The organism is Streptomyces sp. NPDC005931, assembly GCF_042871235.1.
GTDB lineage: Bacteria > Actinomycetota > Actinomycetes > Streptomycetales > Streptomycetaceae > Streptomyces.
Genome location: NZ_JBIAIG010000009.1, coordinates 204491 through 220863 on the forward strand (window position 1 = coordinate 204491; position 16373 = coordinate 220863).

The following is a 16373-nucleotide window of genomic DNA, read 5'->3' on the forward strand; positions in this document are numbered from 1 at the left end:
CTGAACGCTTCGGCGTCACGGCACGTATCTGTGGGCCAAGGGTCAAGTCCCCCCGGAGGAACCGTGACCACCACGCTCGCCGGCGGCCGTGCCGCCCGCCGCCAGACGATGCGCCGCATCCGTCCGCGCCGCTCCCCCGCCGTGCCGCTGCTGCTCGCCGTGGCGGCGGGCGCGGTGGCCGTGCTCTGGTTGTGGTGGACCAGCACGCCGTCCCTCGCGGACACCACCGCGCAGATCGTCGCCGCGGGCCGGATCACCGGACTGCTCGCCGGCTACCTGATGGCGCTCGTGGTGCTCCAGATGGCCCGGGTGCCCGCGCTGGAGCGCCGGGTGGGTTCGGACCGGGTCGCGCGCTGGCACGCGATGAGCGGCCGCTACACCCTCTGCCTGGTCGTCGCCCATGTCTTCCTCATCATGTGGGGCTACGCCCTCCAGGCGGGCAAGGGCCTGGGCGACATCGTCCAGCAGACCGTCAGTTCCATCAACCAACTGCCGGACATGGGCAAGGCCGCCATCGGCACCGGTCTGCTGTTCGTGATCGGCCTCATCTCCATCGGCGGGATCCGCCGCCGGCTGCCGTACGACGGCTGGTACCACGTGCACCTGCTGACCTACGCCGCGGTGTACCTGACCTTCTGGCACCAGATCAGCACCGGAAACGAGTTCGCCGTCGAGCCCTCCGCGAAGACCTTCTGGTACGCCCTCTATGGCGGGGTGACCGCGCTGGTCCTCTGGTACCGGATCCTCACCCCGATCCGGCTGAACCTGCGGCACCGGATGCGGGTCGAGGCGGTCATCGAGGAGGCGCCCGGCATCGTGTCGGTGCTGATCGGCGGGCGCAAGCTGCACCGGATCGGCGCGGAGGCCGGGCAGTTCTTCCGCTGGCGGTTCCTGGCACCCGGGATGCGGTTCAGCTCGCACCCGTACTCGCTGTCGGCGGCGCCCCGCCCCGACATGCTGCGGATCACGGTCAAGGCGATCGGCGACCACAGCTCCCGGCTGCGCGAGCTGGAGCCGGGCACGCGCGTGTGGGCGGAGGGCCCCTACGGCGCCCTGACCGCGCAGCGGCGCAGCCGGGGCAAGGTGCTGCTGGTTGCGGGCGGCGTGGGGATCACGCCCATGCGGGCGCTGTTCGAGACACTGCCCGGCGCCTCCGGTGACATCACCCTGCTGTACCGGGCCAACAGCACGCAGGACCTGGCGCTGTGGGGCGAGCTGGCGAAGATCGCCGACGAGCGGGGGGCGCGGCTGATGTACGCGGTGAACAGCCCCGACGGGGAGCGGCCCGACATCTCGGCCGAGAGCCTTCAGCGGAAGATACCCGACATCGACCGGCACGACGTCTTCATGTGCGGACCGCCCGGCTTCGCGCAGTCGGTGTACGAGGCACTGCGCGGCGCGGGAGTCCCCGCCCGCCGAATCCATCACGAGTCGTTCGAGATGTGAGCGACGGGTCGTCCACACCCATCAGGAGCTTGAGAAGCGATGAGGAAGAGTCATCCCGTCCGGCGTGCCGTGCTCGCCACCGCCGCCACGGTCTCGGGGATCGTGCTGCTGCTGTCACTGAAGCCGGCGTCCGACCCGGGCTCGGCCGCGGCGGCGGGCGGTGCGGCCCCGCCCGCGGCCGCCCAGTCCCCGCAGGGGGGCGCCGCCCAGCCCATCGGGAACGGCACGGTCACCGGGGACGCGGCGAAGACGGAGTACGGGCCGGTGCAGGTCCGCATCACAGTGAACGGCGGGAAGATCACCAAGGCGGAAGCGGTCCAGGCACCCAAGGGCGGCCAGAGCGACCGGATCACCTCCAACGCCGTACCCCGACTCAACCAGGCCGCCGTCGCGGCCGGAAGCGCCGACATCGACTCCGTGTCCGGAGCCACGTACACCAGCACCGGCTACAAGAAGTCACTCCAGTCCGCACTGGACAAGGCGCGGGCCGCGGCCCCCTCCGGGACCGGCGGCGGCTCGGGGCAGAGCTCCGGTGGCGCCCAGGCACAGGTCGTCACGGGCAGCGCGGCACAGACCCAGTACGGACCGGTACAGGTCCGCATCACAGTCAACGGCGGGAAGATCACCAAGGCGGAAGCGGTCCAGGCACCCAAGGGCGGCCAGAGCGACCGGATCACCTCCAACGCCGTACCCCGACTCAACCAGGCCGCCGTCGCGGCCGGAAGCGCCGACATCGACTCCGTGTCCGGAGCCACGTACACCAGCACCGGCTACAAGAAGTCACTCCAGTCCGCACTGGACAAGGCGCGGGCCGCGGCCCCCTCCGGGACCGGCGGCGGCTCGGGGCAGAGCTCCGGTGGCGCCCAGGCACAGGTCGTCACGGGCAGCGCGGCACAGACCCAGTACGGGCCGGTACAGGTCCGCATCACAGTCAACGGCGGGAAGATCACCAAGGCGGAAGCGGTCCAGGCACCCAAGGGCGGCCAGAGCGACCGGATCACCTCCAACGCCGTACCCCGACTCAACCAGGCCGCCGTCGCGGCCGGAAGCGCCGACATCGACTCCGTGTCCGGAGCCACGTACACCAGCACCGGCTACAAGAAGTCACTCCAGTCCGCACTGGACAAGGTCGGTGGCTGAGACGGTGGCCGAGTCCGCCGAGGCTCCCGCCGCCGTGCGCCATGTGGAGGAGGCGATGGGGACCGTCTTCTCCCTCGACGTCCGCGGCGGGGATCCCGGTGCCGTGCGGGTGGCGCTCCAGGACGCGGTCGCGGGGCTGCACCGGGTCGACGAGGTGTTCAGCACGTACCGCGACGACAGCCAGGTCTCGCGGCTGGCGCGCGGTGAGCTGTCCGTCGAGCGGTGCGATGCCGAAGTCGCCGAGGTGCTGGAACTCGCCGCCGAGGCGGAACGGGTGAGCGATGGCTGGTTCAGTCCGCGCTACCGCGGGCGCCTCGATCCGACGGGCATCGTCAAGGGCTGGGCGACCGAGCGGGCGGCACGGCGGCTGGCGCAGGCGGACGGAGTACACGGGGTGCACGTCAACGGGGGCGGTGACGTGCAGCTCCTCGGCTCGCCGGGGGCACAGCGGCCGTGGCGGGTCGGTGTGTCGGACCCGCTGCGTCCGGGCGGTCTGGCCGCGGTGATCTCCGCCGCCGGCACGGACCAACTGGCCGTGGCGACCTCCGGCACCGCCGAACGCGGCGACCACATCGTCGATCCGCGCACCGGCCGCTCCGCGGTGACCGACCTCGTCTCCGTGACCGTGGTGGCCCCGACCCTGACCTGGGCGGACTGTTGGGCCACGGCCGCGTTCGCGATGGGCTCGCGGGCCGGGCTGGCATGGCTGGAGTCCCTGCCGGACGTGGAGGCCCTGCTCATCACGGCGGGCGACGAGGTCCGGTGCACGGGGGGCCTGGCGGCGCGGCTGGGCTGAAGGAGAGGCGGGTACGGTCGCGGGAATACAGGAGCACGGGAACACGGGACCCCGGATATGGCGTACCCCCGTGCGCGCCGCTGGTCCGCTCCCTCACCCCAGGCGTCCGTGCCGGACCGACGGCTCCGGTCCGTACAGACCCGGCCATGGGCGGCCGATCCGAGCCGGTCGGAGCGGCGCCACCGGTGACGAGCGGGGCGGAGGGGCGCCACCCGTGACGAGCGGGGAGGGGCGCCACCCGTGACGAGCCGGGCGGGCGGCAGGGCCGGTGCAGGACCGCTCGGACCCGCTCGGGGCCGCGATCCGAGGCCCTCGGCCGCCGTGCCGAGCACCCCTGCCGCCCTGCAGCACCACCACACCGGGGCCCCGCCGCACCGGGCCCGGCCGGACGAGCGGCAGGAAACCGCCGCAGGGCCGGGGCGAACTTCATGTCGGGAGCCGCCGCCGTCCCGGGACCGTCCGCCGTCGCGCCCCGGGCCGAGGTGTCGGCAGACCCGCCCGAGGGGCCGACGGACCCGGGCACCTGCCCCGGCCGCCCCTCAGCCCCCGTTCTGGGCCAGGCGGAGCAGGTGGTCGGCCAGGGCCTGGCCGCCCGTCGGTTCCCTGCTGATCAGCAGGAGGGTGTCGTCGCCGGCGATGGTGCCCAGGATGTCGTGGAGTTCCGCCTGGTCGATGGCCGAGGCGAGGAACTGGGCGGCTCCCGGCGGGGTGCGCAGCACCACGAGGTTCGCGGACGCCTCCGCGGAGATCAGCAGCTCCTGGGAGAGCCGCCGCATCCGCTCCTCCTTCGCGGACTCCCCCAGCGGCGCGCGCGGGGTGCGGAAACCCCCCTCGCTCGGCACCGCGTAGATGAGGTCGCCGTCGTTGTTGCGGATCTTCACCGCGTTCAGCTCGTCGAGGTCGCGGCTGAGCGTCGCCTGTGTCACGGACAGCCCGTCGTCGGCGAGCAGCTTCGCCAGCTGGCTCTGCGAGCGCACCGGCTGCCGGTTGAGGATGTCCACGATCCGGCGGTGGCGTGCGGTGCGGGTCTGCGGCACGGCAGGCCCGGCGTGCTGTCCGTGGTCCTGCTCCTGGCTCATCGTCGTCTCATTCCCCGGATCGTCCTTACCCGTCGGCCCCGTCGGCCTCGTGGGCCACGTCGAGGACGCCGGGCAGCGCCCGGAGGAACGCGTCCACCGCGTCGTCGCCGAGAGTCAGCGGCGGCATGAGCCGTACGACGTCGGGAGCGGGCGCGTTCACGAGGAAACCGGCGTCCTGAGCCGCCTGTTGCACCTGGGGTGCGAGCGGCTTGGTGAGCACGATACCCAGGAGCAGGCCCGCGCCCCGGACATGGTCGATCAACGGGTGGTTCAGGCCCTCGATCCCCGCGTGGAGTCTCTCGCCCTGCCGCTTGGTGTTCTCCAGCAGCCCCTCGTTCTCGATGGTGTCCAGCACGGCGAGCCCGGCGGCGCAGGCGACCGGGTTACCGCCGAACGTCGTACCGTGGTGGCCGGGCTGCAGCAGCTCGGCCGCACGGCCGAAGGCGACGGTGGCGCCCAGCGGCAGTCCGCCGCCGAGCCCCTTGGCCAGGGTGACGACGTCGGGCAGCACACCCTCGTGGGCCTGGTACTCGAACCAGGTCCCGGTACGGCCCACCCCGGTCTGCACCTCGTCCAGCACCAGAAGGGCACCCGTCGCGGCAGTGATCGCCCGGGCCGCCTTCAGGTACCCGGGCGGGGGGACCGCGACCCCGATCTCTCCCTGGATCGGCTCGATGACGACCAGTGCGGTGTCCTCGGTCACCGCCGCGGCGAGGGCCTGGGCGTCGCCGTAGGGGACGTGGGTGACGTCGCCGGGCAGCGGCAGGAACGGCTCGCGCTTGCCGGCCTGTCCGGTCAGTGCCAGGGCGCCCATGGTGCGGCCGTGGAAACCGCCGTGGGTGGCGACCATGTGCGTGCGCCCGGTCAGCCGCCCGATCTTGAACGCCGCCTCGTTCGCCTCCGCGCCCGAGTTGCAGAAGTACACCCGTCCCTCACGCCCGAACAGCTGGAGCAGCCGCTCCGCCAGGGCGACCGGCGGCTCGGCGACGAACAGGTTGGACACGTGCCCCAGGGAGGCGATCTGCCGGCTCACCGCCTCGACCACGGCCGGGTGGGCGTGGCCGAGCGCGTTGACCGCGATCCCGCCCACGAAGTCCGCGTACGCCTTCCCGTCGGCGTCCCACACCGTGGCGCCCTCACCGCGCACGAGGGGCAGCCGGGGCGTGCCGTAGTTGTTCATCAGCGCGCCCTGCCACCGGGTGGTCAGTTCCTGGTTGCTCACGACTCCCCCTGTTCGTCCGGCCGGCCGTCGGGCTTCTCGCCGGGCTTCTCGTCGGGCTTCTCGTCGGGCTTCTCGTCGGGCACGACCATCGTGCCGATGCCCTCGTCGGTGAAGATCTCCAGCAGAATCGAGTGCTGGACCCGGCCGTCGATGACCCGGGCCGTGGTCACACCGTTGCGGACGGCGTGCAGGCAGCCCTCCATCTTCGGGACCATGCCGGACGACAGGTCCGGCAACAGCTTCTCCAGCTGCGACGCGGTCAGCCGGCTGATCACCTCGTCCGAGTTCGGCCAGTCCTCGTACAGGCCCTCCACGTCCGTGAGGACCATCAGCGTCTCCGCGCCCAGCGCCGCCGCCAGTGCCGCCGCCGCCGTGTCGGCGTTGACGTTGTAGACGTGGTGGTCGTCCTGGCTGCGCGCCACCGACGACACCACCGGGATCCGCCCGTCGGCCAGCAGGGCCTCGATCGCGCCGGTGTCGATGCCGGTGATCTCGCCGACCCGTCCGATGTCGACCGGCTCGCCGTCGATCTCGGGCCGGTGCCGGGTGGCGGTGATGGTGTGCGCGTCCTCGCCGGTCAGGCCGACGGCCAGCGGCCCGTGCCGGTTCAGCAGTCCCACCAGCTCCCGCTGCACCTGCCCGGCCAGCACCATCCGCACCACGTCCATGGCGTCCTCGGTGGTCACCCGCAGACCGGCCCGGAACTCACTGACGATGCCGTGCTTGTCCAGCGCCGCGCTGATCTGCGGACCGCCGCCGTGCACCACCACCGGCTTGAGCCCGGCGTGGTGCAGGAACACCACGTCCTGGGCGAACGCGGCCTTCAGCTCCTCGTCCACCATGGCGTTCCCGCCGAACTTGATCACGACCGTCTTGCCGTTGTGGCGGACGAGCCACGGCAGTGCCTCGATGAGGATCTGCGCCTTGGGCAGAGCGGTGTGCTTGCGAGTGGTGCTCATGAGGAGTACGCGCTGTTCTCGTGGACGTAGTCGGCGGTGAGGTCGTTGGTCCAGATGGTGGCGGTCTCGTCGCCCGCGGCGAGGTCGGCGACGATGTGCACCTCGCGGTAGCGCATGTCGACCTTCTCGCGGTCCTCTCCGACGCCGCCGTTCTTGCACACCCAGACGCCGTTGATCGCCACGTTCAGCCGGTCGGGCCCGAACGCGGCCTTCGTCGTGCCGATGGCGGACAGCACCCGGCCCCAGTTCGGGTCCTCGCCGTGGATCGCGCACTTGAGGAGGTTGTTGCGGGCGATGGAGCGGCCCACCTCGACGGCGTCCTCCTCGGTCGCGGCGTTGATCACCTCGACCTTGATGTCCTTGCTGGCGCCCTCGGCGTCCCGGATGAGCTGCTGCCCGAGGTCGTCGCAGACGGTGCGTACGGCCTCGGCGAACTCGGCGTGATCCGGGGCGATCCCCGAGGCGCCGGAGGCGAGCAGCAGCACGGTGTCGTTGGTGGACATGCAGCCGTCGGAGTCGACGCGGTCGAAGGTGACCTTCGTCGCGGCGCGCAGGGCGCCGTCGAGCGCCTCGGCCTCGAGATCGGCGTCGGTGGTGAGGACGACCAGCATGGTGGCGAGGCCGGGGGCGAGCATGCCGGCGCCCTTGGCCATGCCGCCGACGGTCCAGCCGTCCTTGGTGACGACGGACGTCTTGTGCACGGTGTCGGTGGTCTTGATGGCGATGGCGGCCTTCTCGCCGCCGTGCTCGGACAGGTGCGCGGCGGCCGTCTCGACCCCGGGGAGCAGCTTGTCCATCGGGAGCAGGACGCCGATCAGGCCGGTGGAGCACACGGCCACGTCGCCGGCGCCGATGCCGAGCGCCTCGGCGACCTTCTCGGCGGTGGCGTGCGTGTCCTGGAAGCCCTTGTGACCGGTGCAGGCGTTGGCGCCACCGGAGTTGAGGACGACGGCCGTCAACCGGCCGGCCTTGAGCACCTGCTCGGACCAGAGCACCGGTGCGGCCTTGACACGGTTGGAGGTGAAGACGCCCGCGGCGGCGTGGCGCGGCCCGTTGTTGACCACGAGGGCCAGGTCCGGGTTGCCGTTCTCCTTGATGCCTGCTGCGATGCCGGAGGCGGTGAAGCCCTTGGCAGCGGTGACGCTCACGGCGCGACTCCGATCGTGGAAAGTCCGGTGGACTCGTCGAGTCCGAGGGCGATGTTCATGCTCTGGACGGCACCGCCCGCGGTGCCCTTGGTCAGGTTGTCGATGGCGCTGATCGCGATGACGCGGTGCGCGGCGGCGTCGTACGCGACCTGCACCTGGACGGCGTTGGAGCCGTGGACGGACGCCGTGGAGGGCCACTGACCCTCCGGGAGCAGGTGGACGAAGGGCTCGTCGGCGAAGGCCTTCTCGTACGCGGCGCGCACGGAGCCGGCGGTCACGCCCGGTCGGGCCTTCGCACTGCACGTGGCGAGGATGCCGCGGGGCATGGGGGCGAGGGTCGGCGTGAAGGACACGGTGACCCGCTCGCCGGCCGCCGCGCCGAGGTTCTGGATCATCTCGGGGGTGTGCCGGTGGACGCCGCCGACGCCGTAGGGCGACATCGAGCCCATGACCTCGCTCCCCAGCAGGTGCGGCTTGGGCGCCTTGCCCGCGCCGGAGGTGCCGGAGGCGGCGACGATCACGGCCTCGTTCTCGGCGAGTCCCGCGGCGTACGCCGGGAACAGGGCCAGGGTGACGGCGGTCGGGTAGCAACCGGGCACCGCGATGCGCTTGGACCCCTCCAGCGCGGCACGGGCGCCCGGCAGTTCGGGAAGGCCGTACGGCCAGGTTCCGGCGTGCGGGGAGCCGTAGAACTTCTCCCAGTCGGAGGCGTCCCGCAGCCGGAAGTCGGCGCCCATGTCGACCACCAGGACGTCCGGTCCGAGGTGCTCGGCGACGGCGGCGGACTGGCCGTGCGGCAGGGCGAGGAAAACCACGTCGTGACCGGCGAGGACCTCAGGGGAGGTCGGCCGGAGCACCCGGTCGGCCAGCGGCAGCAGGTGCGGCTGGAGCGCGCCGAGCCGCTGTCCGGCGTTGGAGTTGCCGGTCAGGGCGCCGATCTCGACCTCGGGGTGGGCCAGGAGCAGACGCAGCAGTTCCCCGCCTGCGTATCCGCTCGCTCCGGCCACTGCCGCGCGTACAGCCATGCACTCCTCCTCCTGGATGGCATGACTATACGTTTCGCTGCACTTTTATGCAATGTCCCACGGTCCCGACCGGGGCCGCGGGCGGCACCGGGTCACCACCGGGCAATGAGCGGCGTGTCGGGTTCGCGCCGCCGCCAGGCTTCGGTCAGGCGGGTCAGACGGGCGGGGGCGGCGATGCCGTGGACGGTGCCGATCCTGCCGTCGGTGATGTCGAACGTCACGGAGCCGACGACCTGGTCCCGGACCACCGTGAGGATGGCGGGGGCGCCGTTGACGAGCGCGTAGTGGACGGCGGGCGTGCCGCCGACGAGTCGCCGCTTGGCGGTGGTGGGCCTGAAGCCGGCCCGCGCCACGGCGGCGACGCGCTGCGCGGTGGTGAAGCGCAGCAGCTTCTCGGTCAGGCCGGCGCCGTCGGAGATCGCGACCACGTCGTCGGTGAGCAGCGCCACCAGCCGCTCGGTGCGCCCCGAGGTGGCTGCTTCGAGGAACTCCTCGACGATCCTGCGGGCGGACGCCGGGTCCACTTCCCCGCCGCGGTGGCGCCCCGCGGCGATGCGGCGCCGGGCCCGGTGGAGGTGCTGCTGGCTCGCGGACTCGGTGATGTCGAGGATCTCGGCGATCTCGGCGTGGCTGTGGGAGAACGCCTCGCGAAGGATGTAGACGGCCCGTTCGAGGGGTGACAGGCGCTCCATGAGCGTCAGCACGGCGAGGGAGACCGATTCTCGCTGCTCGAAGGTGTCGGCCGGGCCGAGCATCGGGTCGCCGTCGAGGAGCGGCTCGGGCAGCCAGGCGCCGACGGCGCGTTCGCGGCGGGCCCGTGCCGAGCGGAGCCGGTCGAGGCACAGGTTGGTGACGACCTTGGTCAGCCACGCCTCCGGCACCTCGATCCGCTGCCGGTCCGCGGCCTGCCAGTGCAGGAAGGCGTCCTGCACGGCGTCCTCGGCGTCGGTGGCGGAGCCCAGCATCCGGTAGGCCAGCGAGGCCAGCCGGGTTCGGCTGGCCTCGAACCGACGCGTGTCGAAGCGATCGGTGCCGGTGGCGTCCACGCGGACCACCCTAGGCGGCCACTCGGTCGACGGCGGGCGCATGGTCCGCGGCGGCCAGGCGGCGCTTGCGCCTGGGGAGGCCGAAGGTCGGGTGCGAGATGGCCCACAGCGACATCCGGAGAATGCCCGCCTTGATCCGCGCGGCCTTCGGGCCGCCCACGTACGTCGGCTTCGCCCGCCCCTCGTCGTCGACCAGCTGAAGGATCCCGTCGCGCCGCCCGAGGCTGATGTGGTTGCCCGGGTAGGCCAGCTTGACGTTCGTGACCTCTCGGCCGGTCAGGCGTCCCACGACGGCTTCCGTGACCTGCCGGCCGGTGTATCCGGCGGAACCGCAGGACATCGGCAGCGGCAGGCCGTTGTCCCCGACGGCGTGGACGCTGTCCCCGGCGGCGTAGACGTTCGGGTGCGAGACCGACCGCATGGTGCGGTCGACGACGATCCGACCGCTCCCGGTGACCTCCAGCCCGCTGGCGGCGGCGAGGGGATGGACCGTGAACCCGGCCGTCCACACGGTCGCGTCGGACGCCAGGGCACTGCCGTCGGCGCACAGTACCCGCGCCGCTTCGACGGCTTCGACGGTGGTGTGCTCCAGGACGGTGATGCCCAGCCGGTCGCAGGCCCGGCGCAGGTGGTCGCGGGCTCCCGTGGACAGCCGGGCGCCGAGCTCGCCGCGGGCGATCAGTGTCACCGACAGCCCGGGCCGGGACTCGGCGATCTCGGTGGCGGTCTCGATGCCGGTCAGCCCGTCGCCGACGACGAGCACGCTCCCGCCCCCGCCCCGCTCGTCCAGGCCGTCCAGGCGGTCGCGCAGGCGTAGCGCCGAGGGCCGGGCGGCGACGTCGAAGGTGTGACCGGACACGCCGGGGACGCCGCCGTCGGCGACGTGACTGCCCAACGTGTAAAGCAGCGTGTCGTAGCCGAGCTCGTCCCCGCCCTCGGCGTCGGCCAGGGCGACGACCCGGCGCTCGGGGTGGACGGCGGTGACCCGGGCCAGCCGCAGCCGTACCCCTGTGCCCGCGAAGACGTCGGCCAGCTGCGGACTCTCGATCTCCTGCCCGGCCGCGAGCTGGTGCAGCCGCAGCCGCTGGACGAAGTCGGGTTCGGCGTTGACGACGGTGATCTCGGTGTCCGCCGGGGACAGCCGGCGGGCCAGGCTCCCGGCCACGTAGGCCCCGGCGTAGCCGGCACCGAGGACGACGATGCGGTGCTTCATGGGTCGCTCCTGTCGGTTCGCTTGCCTTCCGGTGACTTGAGCGGAGCAGCGCCCCGATTGCTGACAGGAAGCGGATGTGACGTGGGGCACAGGACGTGGGTCACGGAACGAGGGAAGCGCCGACGGCCGGGGACGTCCGCGCGTCCGCGGGCCGCCGAACCCGCGGGGGACGGCGGCCCACCGGCTGCGGGCAATCGCTGTCCGATCCGGTACTTGGCTCAGCGGCCCTCGACGGCCACCTGGGGGGCGGTCGCGAGCCGGCCCGCGGAGCCCTTCAGCGTGCTGGTGAGCACGGCCCCCGACTCGGCACGGGCCCACACAGAGAAGTCGTCCGCTTGCCCGCCTCGACGCGGAGGCCGGTGTGGTAACCGGCGTTGGTGACGGACGAACCGGCGCCCAGCGACAGGCAGTCGCGGTTGCACTCGTTGAGCCGTCCGGCGTCGTTCACCACCTCGGCCGCGCCGCCGGCGGTCCAGGAGGTCAGGGGCACGTACGAGCCGTTGTCGGCGGTGGAGTACTCGAAGGAGCGGTTCCGGACGAGCTCGGCATACGGATCGCCGTCGGCGGCCCGGCCGAGGTCCGAGGCGGGTGCGGCTCCGCGTGCGGCGGGAGCGGCGGGAGCGGCTTCGATCGATGCGTGACATGGATGCTCCGCGGCTCTCTCTGGGAGGGGTGGAGCTTGATACATCAGCATTGTTCGACATATAGATCAATGGTCAAAACATCGAACGGCAAGATGGGAGAAAGGCAGGAGCACGTCAATGGTTCGTACGGCATTGGACAGCACGCATCGGCGAGGCGGGATGGGCGGTTTCTGGCCAGTACCAGATGTACTGACCTATATGAGGGGGTGCTGGCGCGCGACCCGGACCGTGCGGGACCTGGGCAGCGGCGACGAGGGCCACTTCGAGGGGACGACCGTTTTCGGCCCGCTGGAGGGCGGAGGTCTGCTGCACCGGGAATCCGGCACCTTCACCTGGCGCGGCACCGCCCGGCCCGCGGAGCGGACGCTGCACTTCCTGCCGGGACCGGGCGGCACGGCGCGGGTTCGGTTCGCGGACGGCCGCCCGTTCCACGACCTGGACCTCGCGACGGGCCGGTACCTGGCCGACCACCCGTGCTCGGCCGACCTCTACCGCGGCGAGTTCACGGTGCGCGACGCCGACCACTGGCGGACGCTCTGGCGGGTGCGGGGCCCCGCCAAGGACCTGGTGCTCACAACCGCCTACGAGCGCGCCGAGGAGGTGCTCCCGGCCACCGGCTAGGCACTCAGGGGCTGAGCGCACACTCCGTCGAGCCGGAGGCTCCAGCGGCCCGCCCGGCCGGCGACGGTGATCGTCGACAGCGAGCGGACGTCGATGCTCCAGAAGGTCGAGGGCGGAGCCTTCAGGGCATACACCAGGGCCGCGCGGATCACGGACGGCTCGGCCACGGCGACCACGCGGCAGCCGTCCTCGCGGGGCCGGGTGTCCAGCCAGTCGCCGACACGGGTGATGAAGCCGAGCAGCGACTCGCCGCCGTGCACGGTGGCCCGCGGATCGGCGAGCCAGGCGTCCACGGCCGCGGGCTCCCTGGCCATCGCCTCGCCCAGGGTGAGCCCGCGCCAGCGGCCCATGTCGCACTGCCGCAGGGCGAGCTGGGCCAGCGGGGCGAATCCGAGCCCGTCGCCCGTGGCCCGGCTGCGCGGGGTCGGCGAGCAGTAGCGCAGATCGGCCGCGGCGAGCGGCAGCAGCTCGTGGGCGGCACGCTGCACCTCGACCCAGCCGTACTGATCCAGCGGCCGGTCGTCCTGGAAGCGCTCGGAAAGCACCGAGGAGCTCCCCGCGGGGGCGACGAAGGTGACCCGAAGTGCCATGCCGCGCATCGTCAGTCGCGGAAGTACGCAGGTCAAGAGGTGTTACCGGGGCGTCACCCTGGGTGTGCCACGCCTTACTCACCGGTCAGGACATCTCGGGCGATCCATCGGAGAACGCCCGTCGGTCACGGCGCCGTCAGTCCAGGACGAGCGCCATCCAGTGCTCGGGCCGGTCCAGTGGCCGGAATCCGAGCCTCTCGTACACGCCGTGCGCGTCGTGGGTGGCGAGCATGATGCGCCGCAGGCCGTGCGGCCGCAGTTCCTCCCGTACGGCCGCGACCAGGGCGCTGCCGACACCCTTGCCGCGGACCGACGGGTCGACGTACACGTCGCACAGCCAGGCGAAGGTGGCCCGGTCGGTGACCACCCGGGCGTACGCCACCTGCTTCCCGGAGGCCGAGTCGTACGCACCGAAGTTGAGCGAGCCCTCGATGGCCCGGTCCTGCTTGCGCCGGGACCGCCCGAGCGCCCAGTACGCGTCGGTGGACAGCCAGTGGTGCACGCGCGCGGCGTCGATCCGGTCGGGGTCGATGGAGATCTCGTAGCCCTCGGGCAGCCTCGGCACGTCGCTCATGGCGGGATGCTCGCAGGCGGCGCGGGCCGGCGTCGAGCGATTATGGCCGACGACCGGCCGGCCGGACTGTTCCGTCCGGACGGGTCGCGCAAGCCGTCCGGACCGCACGCGTCGTACGGGCGCGCCGGGCAAGCCGTCCGGACCGGGCGGTCACAGCACCTCGTCGCAGGCGGTACGCAGCCGTCGCACGCCCTCCGCGATCTCCCCCGTGCCCGCGACCGCGGCGAAGCTCAGACGGACGTGACCGGCCGGGGGTTCGGCGCTGAAGTAGGGCCGGCCGGGGGCGACGGCGACCCCGGCGCGCAGGGCGGCGGTCGTCAGGGCGGACTCGGCGGTCCCGTCGGGCAGGCGCAGCCACAGGTGGTAGCCGCCGGACGGGACGTGCCGCAGGGCGAGTTCGGGCAGCCGAAGCCGGAGCGCGGCGGTCAGCGCCTCCCTGCGGACCCGCAACTCGGCGGACACCGCCCGCAGATGGCGGGGCCAGGCGGGCGAGCCGACGAGTTCGAGTGCGGCCTCCTGGAGGGGCCGGGACACGAAGAAGGTGTCGACGACCTGGATGGCCCGCAGCCGTGCCAGCACCGGGCCGTGCGCGGCGAGGGCGCTCACCCGGAAGCTGGGCGAGGTGGCCTTGGTCAGCGAGCAGACGTGCACCACGACCCCGTCGGGGTCGTCGGCGGCGAGGGGGCGCGGCAGCGGCCCGGCGTCCTCGTGCACCAGCCGCCGGACGAAGTCGTCCTCGACCACGAACGCGCCCGCCTCGCGCGCGATGCGCAGCACCTCACCACGCCGGCCGGGGGCGAGCACTGTGCCGGTGGGGTTCTGGAACAGCGGCTGGCAGACGAAGACCCGGGCACCGGTGGCCCGGAACGCGTCGGCGAGCAGGGCGGGCCGTACGCCGTCCGCGTCCACGGGAACGGGCACCGGTCGCAGTCCGGCCGCACGGGCGATGGCCAGCATGCCGGGGTAGGTCGGCGACTCGACGAGGACCGGGGCACCGGGCGGGGCCAACGCGCGCAGGGCGGTGGTCAGCGCGGACTGCCCACCCGCGGTGACCAGCACACCGGCCGCGGTGACCGCGCCGCCGATGCTGCGCGCGAACCATTCCCGCAGCTCGGGCAGGCCCTCCATGGGAGGTCTCCCCCAGGCGCCCGGCCGGCGCCCGGCCCGGGACAGCGCCGCGGCCATCGCACGCTCCGGCTGGAGCGAGGGGTGCAGATAGCCGCCGTTGAACTCGATCACGCCCGGCGGCGGCGCGGCGAGCGAGGCGAGCACGCCGGTGGCGTCCACCGAGCGGGGCACGAGGTCGGCGGCGCCGTCGGCGCTGAGCGCGACCTCCTGCCAGGACGTGTCCCCGGCGGGCGGGGCGGCGGCCCTGGGTCGCGCACGGAAGGCCCCGGCTCCGGGCCGGGTGACGACCAGCCCCTCGGCGGCGAGCTGCGCGAGGGCCCGCGAGACGGTCACCGGACTCACCCGGAACCGCTCCACAAGGGCCCGACTGGACGGCAGCTTTCCACCCGGTGGATAGCGGTCGACCTCCTGCCGCAGCCGATCCGCCAACTCACCGACACTGCTACGCTCATGCATGAGAGCACAGAGTAGCGCTACTGACCCTTCCCAGATAGCGGTCGCCGGCCAGGAACAGGGCACCGGTCCGGAAGGGATTCCCTCCGCACGAAACGGCGGGACCCGTGGCACCGCCACCCCGGACCGGCCCCGCCCCCGGATGCGCCCCGGGCTCGGGACGGCGCAGGCCGGGCTCGGCGTCGTCGCGTTCTCGCTCACCTTCCCGGCCACCGCATGGGGGCTGGAGGGGTTCGGGCCCTGGTCGCTCGTGGCCGTGCGGAGCGTCCTCGCCGCGCTGATCGCGGGCGGCTGCCTGCTGGCCCTGCGCATTCCGCTGCCCGCCCGCCGGCACTGGCCCGGGCTCGCCGTGGTCGCCGCCGGTGTGGTGCTCGGCTTCCCGATGCTGACCACGCTCGCGCTGCGGAGCTCGACCACCGCGCACGCGGCCGTCGTCGTGGGTCTGCTCCCGCTGACCACCGCGCTGCTGTCCGCGCTGCGCGTCGGCTCCCGGCCCTCTCGCACCTTCTGGGTGGCGGCGCTCGCCGGAGCCGCCGCGGTGGCCGCCTTCACCGTCCGGCAGAGCGGCGGCGCGCTGGGCAACGCCGACCTGTACCTGTTCGCGGCGTTGCTGGTCTGTGCGGCCGGCTACACCGAGGGAGGCCGGCTGGCCCGGATCATGCCGGGGTGGCAGGTGATCGGCTGGGCGCTGGTGCTGTGCCTGCCGCTCGCGGTGCCGGCCGCCGTGGTGGCCCTGTCGTACGAGCCGGTGCGGCCGACCGCGCAGGCCGTGGCCGGGCTGCTGTGGGTGGCCGCGGGTTCGCAGTTCCTGGGGCTGATCTTCTGGTACCGGGGCATGGCGGCGATCGGCATCCCCAAGGCCAGCCAGTTGCAGCTGGCCCAGCCGCTGCTCACACTGGTGTGGTCGGTGCTGCTGCTGGGCGAGCACCTGACGGTGGCCGCCCCCCTGACGGCCACGGCGGTGCTCGTGTGCATCGCCGTCACCCAGCGCAGCCGCGGCTGAAAGCGGCCGCACAGCCCGCTGCCGAGCGGCGCGCCACGTCCTAGACTCGAGGCCACGGACCGCTGCTCCCGCACTTGGTGAGGAGGCCCCGATGCACGCAACCGTGGGCGACCAGCTTGTCCAGCACGGCAGGGTGGTCGGTCAGCACGACAAGGTCGCCGAGATCGTCGAAGTGATGGGCCAGGAGGGCAACCCGCCCTACCGGGTCCGCTTCGAGGACGGACACGAGGCCGTCTGCTCGCCCGGCCCCGATTCCGAGATCCGGCACAAGGCCCACCAGCAGTAG

General features: G+C 72.9%; 16 protein-coding genes and 1 pseudogene. 6 read left to right on the forward strand and 11 right to left on the reverse strand.

Features of this window, described 5'->3' with window-relative positions; genetic code table 11:
* The first annotated feature begins 63 nt into the window (after positions 1-63).
* The 3 genes from ACFYOV_RS21895 to ACFYOV_RS21905 are packed head-to-tail and all read left to right on the forward strand — an operon-like array spanning position 64 to position 3382.
* Positions 64-1446: a ferric reductase-like transmembrane domain-containing protein gene (locus ACFYOV_RS21895; protein WP_389089905.1), complete on the forward strand. Its 1383-nt coding sequence runs from the start codon at positions 64-66 to the stop codon at positions 1444-1446.
* A gap of 39 nt (positions 1447-1485) precedes the next feature.
* Positions 1486-2586, forward strand: a complete 1101-nt coding sequence (locus ACFYOV_RS21900) for an FMN-binding protein (RefSeq protein WP_389089906.1) — start codon at positions 1486-1488, stop codon at positions 2584-2586.
* 55 nt (positions 2587-2641) lie between these two features.
* Positions 2642-3382 carry an FAD:protein FMN transferase gene (locus ACFYOV_RS21905; protein ID WP_389090022.1) on the forward strand — a complete coding sequence of 247 codons (741 nt, stop codon included), beginning with the start codon at positions 2642-2644 and terminating at the stop codon, positions 3380-3382.
* Positions 3383-3921: 539 nt separating this feature from the next.
* On the opposite strand, the gene ACFYOV_RS21910 is transcribed toward ACFYOV_RS21905, so the two are convergent.
* The 8 genes and pseudogenes from ACFYOV_RS21910 to ACFYOV_RS21945 all read right to left on the reverse strand — a co-directional run.
* Positions 3922-4461: an arginine repressor gene (locus tag ACFYOV_RS21910; RefSeq protein ID WP_389089908.1), complete on the reverse strand. Its 540-nt coding sequence runs from the start codon at positions 4459-4461 to the stop codon at positions 3922-3924.
* Between the two features lie 25 nt (positions 4462-4486).
* Entirely contained in the window at positions 4487-5683 is a 1197-nt protein-coding gene (locus ACFYOV_RS21915) for an acetylornithine transaminase (protein WP_389089909.1), read from the reverse strand.
* Complete coding sequence (gene argB / locus ACFYOV_RS21920; protein WP_389089911.1) at positions 5680-6642, reverse strand: acetylglutamate kinase; 963 nt, start codon at positions 6640-6642, stop codon at positions 5680-5682. Before argB ends, ACFYOV_RS21915 begins: the two co-directional genes overlap by 4 nt.
* Complete coding sequence (argJ, locus tag ACFYOV_RS21925) at positions 6639-7790, reverse strand: bifunctional glutamate N-acetyltransferase/amino-acid acetyltransferase ArgJ (RefSeq protein ID WP_389089912.1); 1152 nt, start codon at positions 7788-7790, stop codon at positions 6639-6641. The genes argB and argJ overlap by 4 nt, the downstream gene beginning before the upstream one ends.
* Positions 7787-8815, reverse strand: a complete 1029-nt coding sequence (gene argC, locus ACFYOV_RS21930; RefSeq protein ID WP_389089914.1) for an N-acetyl-gamma-glutamyl-phosphate reductase — start codon at positions 8813-8815, stop codon at positions 7787-7789. Before argC ends, argJ begins: the two co-directional genes overlap by 4 nt.
* Positions 8816-8907: 92 nt before the next feature.
* Positions 8908-9861 (reverse strand): RNA polymerase sigma factor SigJ, encoded by a 954-nt coding sequence (gene sigJ / locus ACFYOV_RS21935; RefSeq protein WP_389089915.1) that lies wholly within the window; start codon positions 9859-9861, stop codon positions 8908-8910.
* A 10-nt stretch (positions 9862-9871) separates the two neighbouring features.
* Positions 9872-11074 (reverse strand): NAD(P)/FAD-dependent oxidoreductase, encoded by a 1203-nt coding sequence (locus ACFYOV_RS21940; RefSeq protein ID WP_389089917.1) that lies wholly within the window; start codon positions 11072-11074, stop codon positions 9872-9874.
* A gap of 224 nt (positions 11075-11298) precedes the next feature.
* Positions 11299-11768 (reverse strand): annotated as a pseudogene (locus ACFYOV_RS21945) (carbohydrate binding domain-containing protein); the annotation flags it as partial.
* A 109-nt stretch (positions 11769-11877) separates the two neighbouring features.
* On the opposite strand from ACFYOV_RS21945, the gene ACFYOV_RS21950 reads away from it, so the two are divergent.
* Positions 11878-12339 carry a DUF6314 family protein gene (locus ACFYOV_RS21950; protein ID WP_389090023.1) on the forward strand — a complete coding sequence of 154 codons (462 nt, stop codon included), beginning with the start codon at positions 11878-11880 and terminating at the stop codon, positions 12337-12339.
* Here ACFYOV_RS21950 and ACFYOV_RS21955 read toward each other — a convergent pair.
* From ACFYOV_RS21955 to ACFYOV_RS21965, 3 genes are all read right to left on the reverse strand, one after another.
* Positions 12336-12929: a histidine phosphatase family protein gene (locus ACFYOV_RS21955; RefSeq protein ID WP_389089918.1), complete on the reverse strand. Its 594-nt coding sequence runs from the start codon at positions 12927-12929 to the stop codon at positions 12336-12338. The genes ACFYOV_RS21950 and ACFYOV_RS21955 overlap by 4 nt on opposite strands.
* A 136-nt stretch (positions 12930-13065) precedes the next feature.
* Positions 13066-13503 carry a GNAT family N-acetyltransferase gene (locus tag ACFYOV_RS21960; RefSeq protein ID WP_389089920.1) on the reverse strand — a complete coding sequence of 146 codons (438 nt, stop codon included), beginning with the start codon at positions 13501-13503 and terminating at the stop codon, positions 13066-13068.
* 150 nt (positions 13504-13653) lie between these two features.
* Positions 13654-15087 carry a PLP-dependent aminotransferase family protein gene (locus ACFYOV_RS21965; protein ID WP_389089922.1) on the reverse strand — a complete coding sequence of 478 codons (1434 nt, stop codon included), beginning with the start codon at positions 15085-15087 and terminating at the stop codon, positions 13654-13656.
* Between ACFYOV_RS21965 and ACFYOV_RS21970 the strand changes: the two genes are divergently transcribed.
* Positions 15086-16087, forward strand: coding sequence for a DMT family transporter (locus ACFYOV_RS21970; RefSeq protein ID WP_389089923.1), 1002 nt, complete (start codon positions 15086-15088; stop codon positions 16085-16087). The two genes, ACFYOV_RS21965 and ACFYOV_RS21970, sit on opposite strands and share 2 nt — an antisense overlap.
* Before the next feature lie 91 nt (positions 16088-16178).
* Positions 16179-16373, forward strand: coding sequence for a DUF1918 domain-containing protein (locus ACFYOV_RS21975; RefSeq protein WP_389089925.1), 195 nt, complete (start codon positions 16179-16181; stop codon positions 16371-16373).

Excerpts from the sequence above, each read along its gene's own strand:
- ACFYOV_RS21900 (WP_389089906.1), top strand. The coding sequence starts at position 1,486 with ATGAGGAAGAGTCATCCCGTCCGGCGTGCCGTGCTCGCCACCGCCGCC.
- ACFYOV_RS21905 (WP_389090022.1), top strand. The coding sequence starts at position 2,642 with ATGGGGACCGTCTTCTCCCTCGACGTCCGCGGCGGGGATCCCGGTGCC.
- ACFYOV_RS21910 (WP_389089908.1), bottom strand. The coding sequence starts at position 4,461 with ATGAGCCAGGAGCAGGACCACGGACAGCACGCCGGGCCTGCCGTGCCG.
- argB (WP_389089911.1), bottom strand. The coding sequence starts at position 6,642 with ATGAGCACCACTCGCAAGCACACCGCTCTGCCCAAGGCGCAGATCCTC.
- argC (WP_389089914.1), bottom strand. The coding sequence starts at position 8,815 with ATGGCTGTACGCGCGGCAGTGGCCGGAGCGAGCGGATACGCAGGCGGG.
- ACFYOV_RS21940 (WP_389089917.1), bottom strand. The coding sequence starts at position 11,074 with ATGAAGCACCGCATCGTCGTCCTCGGTGCCGGCTACGCCGGGGCCTAC.
- ACFYOV_RS21950 (WP_389090023.1), top strand. The coding sequence starts at position 11,878 with ATGGGCGGTTTCTGGCCAGTACCAGATGTACTGACCTATATGAGGGGG.
- ACFYOV_RS21955 (WP_389089918.1), bottom strand. The coding sequence starts at position 12,929 with ATGGCACTTCGGGTCACCTTCGTCGCCCCCGCGGGGAGCTCCTCGGTG.
- ACFYOV_RS21960 (WP_389089920.1), bottom strand. The coding sequence starts at position 13,503 with ATGAGCGACGTGCCGAGGCTGCCCGAGGGCTACGAGATCTCCATCGAC.
- ACFYOV_RS21970 (WP_389089923.1), top strand. The coding sequence starts at position 15,086 with ATGAGAGCACAGAGTAGCGCTACTGACCCTTCCCAGATAGCGGTCGCC.
- ACFYOV_RS21965 (WP_389089922.1), bottom strand. The coding sequence starts at position 15,087 with ATGCATGAGCGTAGCAGTGTCGGTGAGTTGGCGGATCGGCTGCGGCAG.
- ACFYOV_RS21975 (WP_389089925.1), top strand. The coding sequence starts at position 16,179 with ATGCACGCAACCGTGGGCGACCAGCTTGTCCAGCACGGCAGGGTGGTC.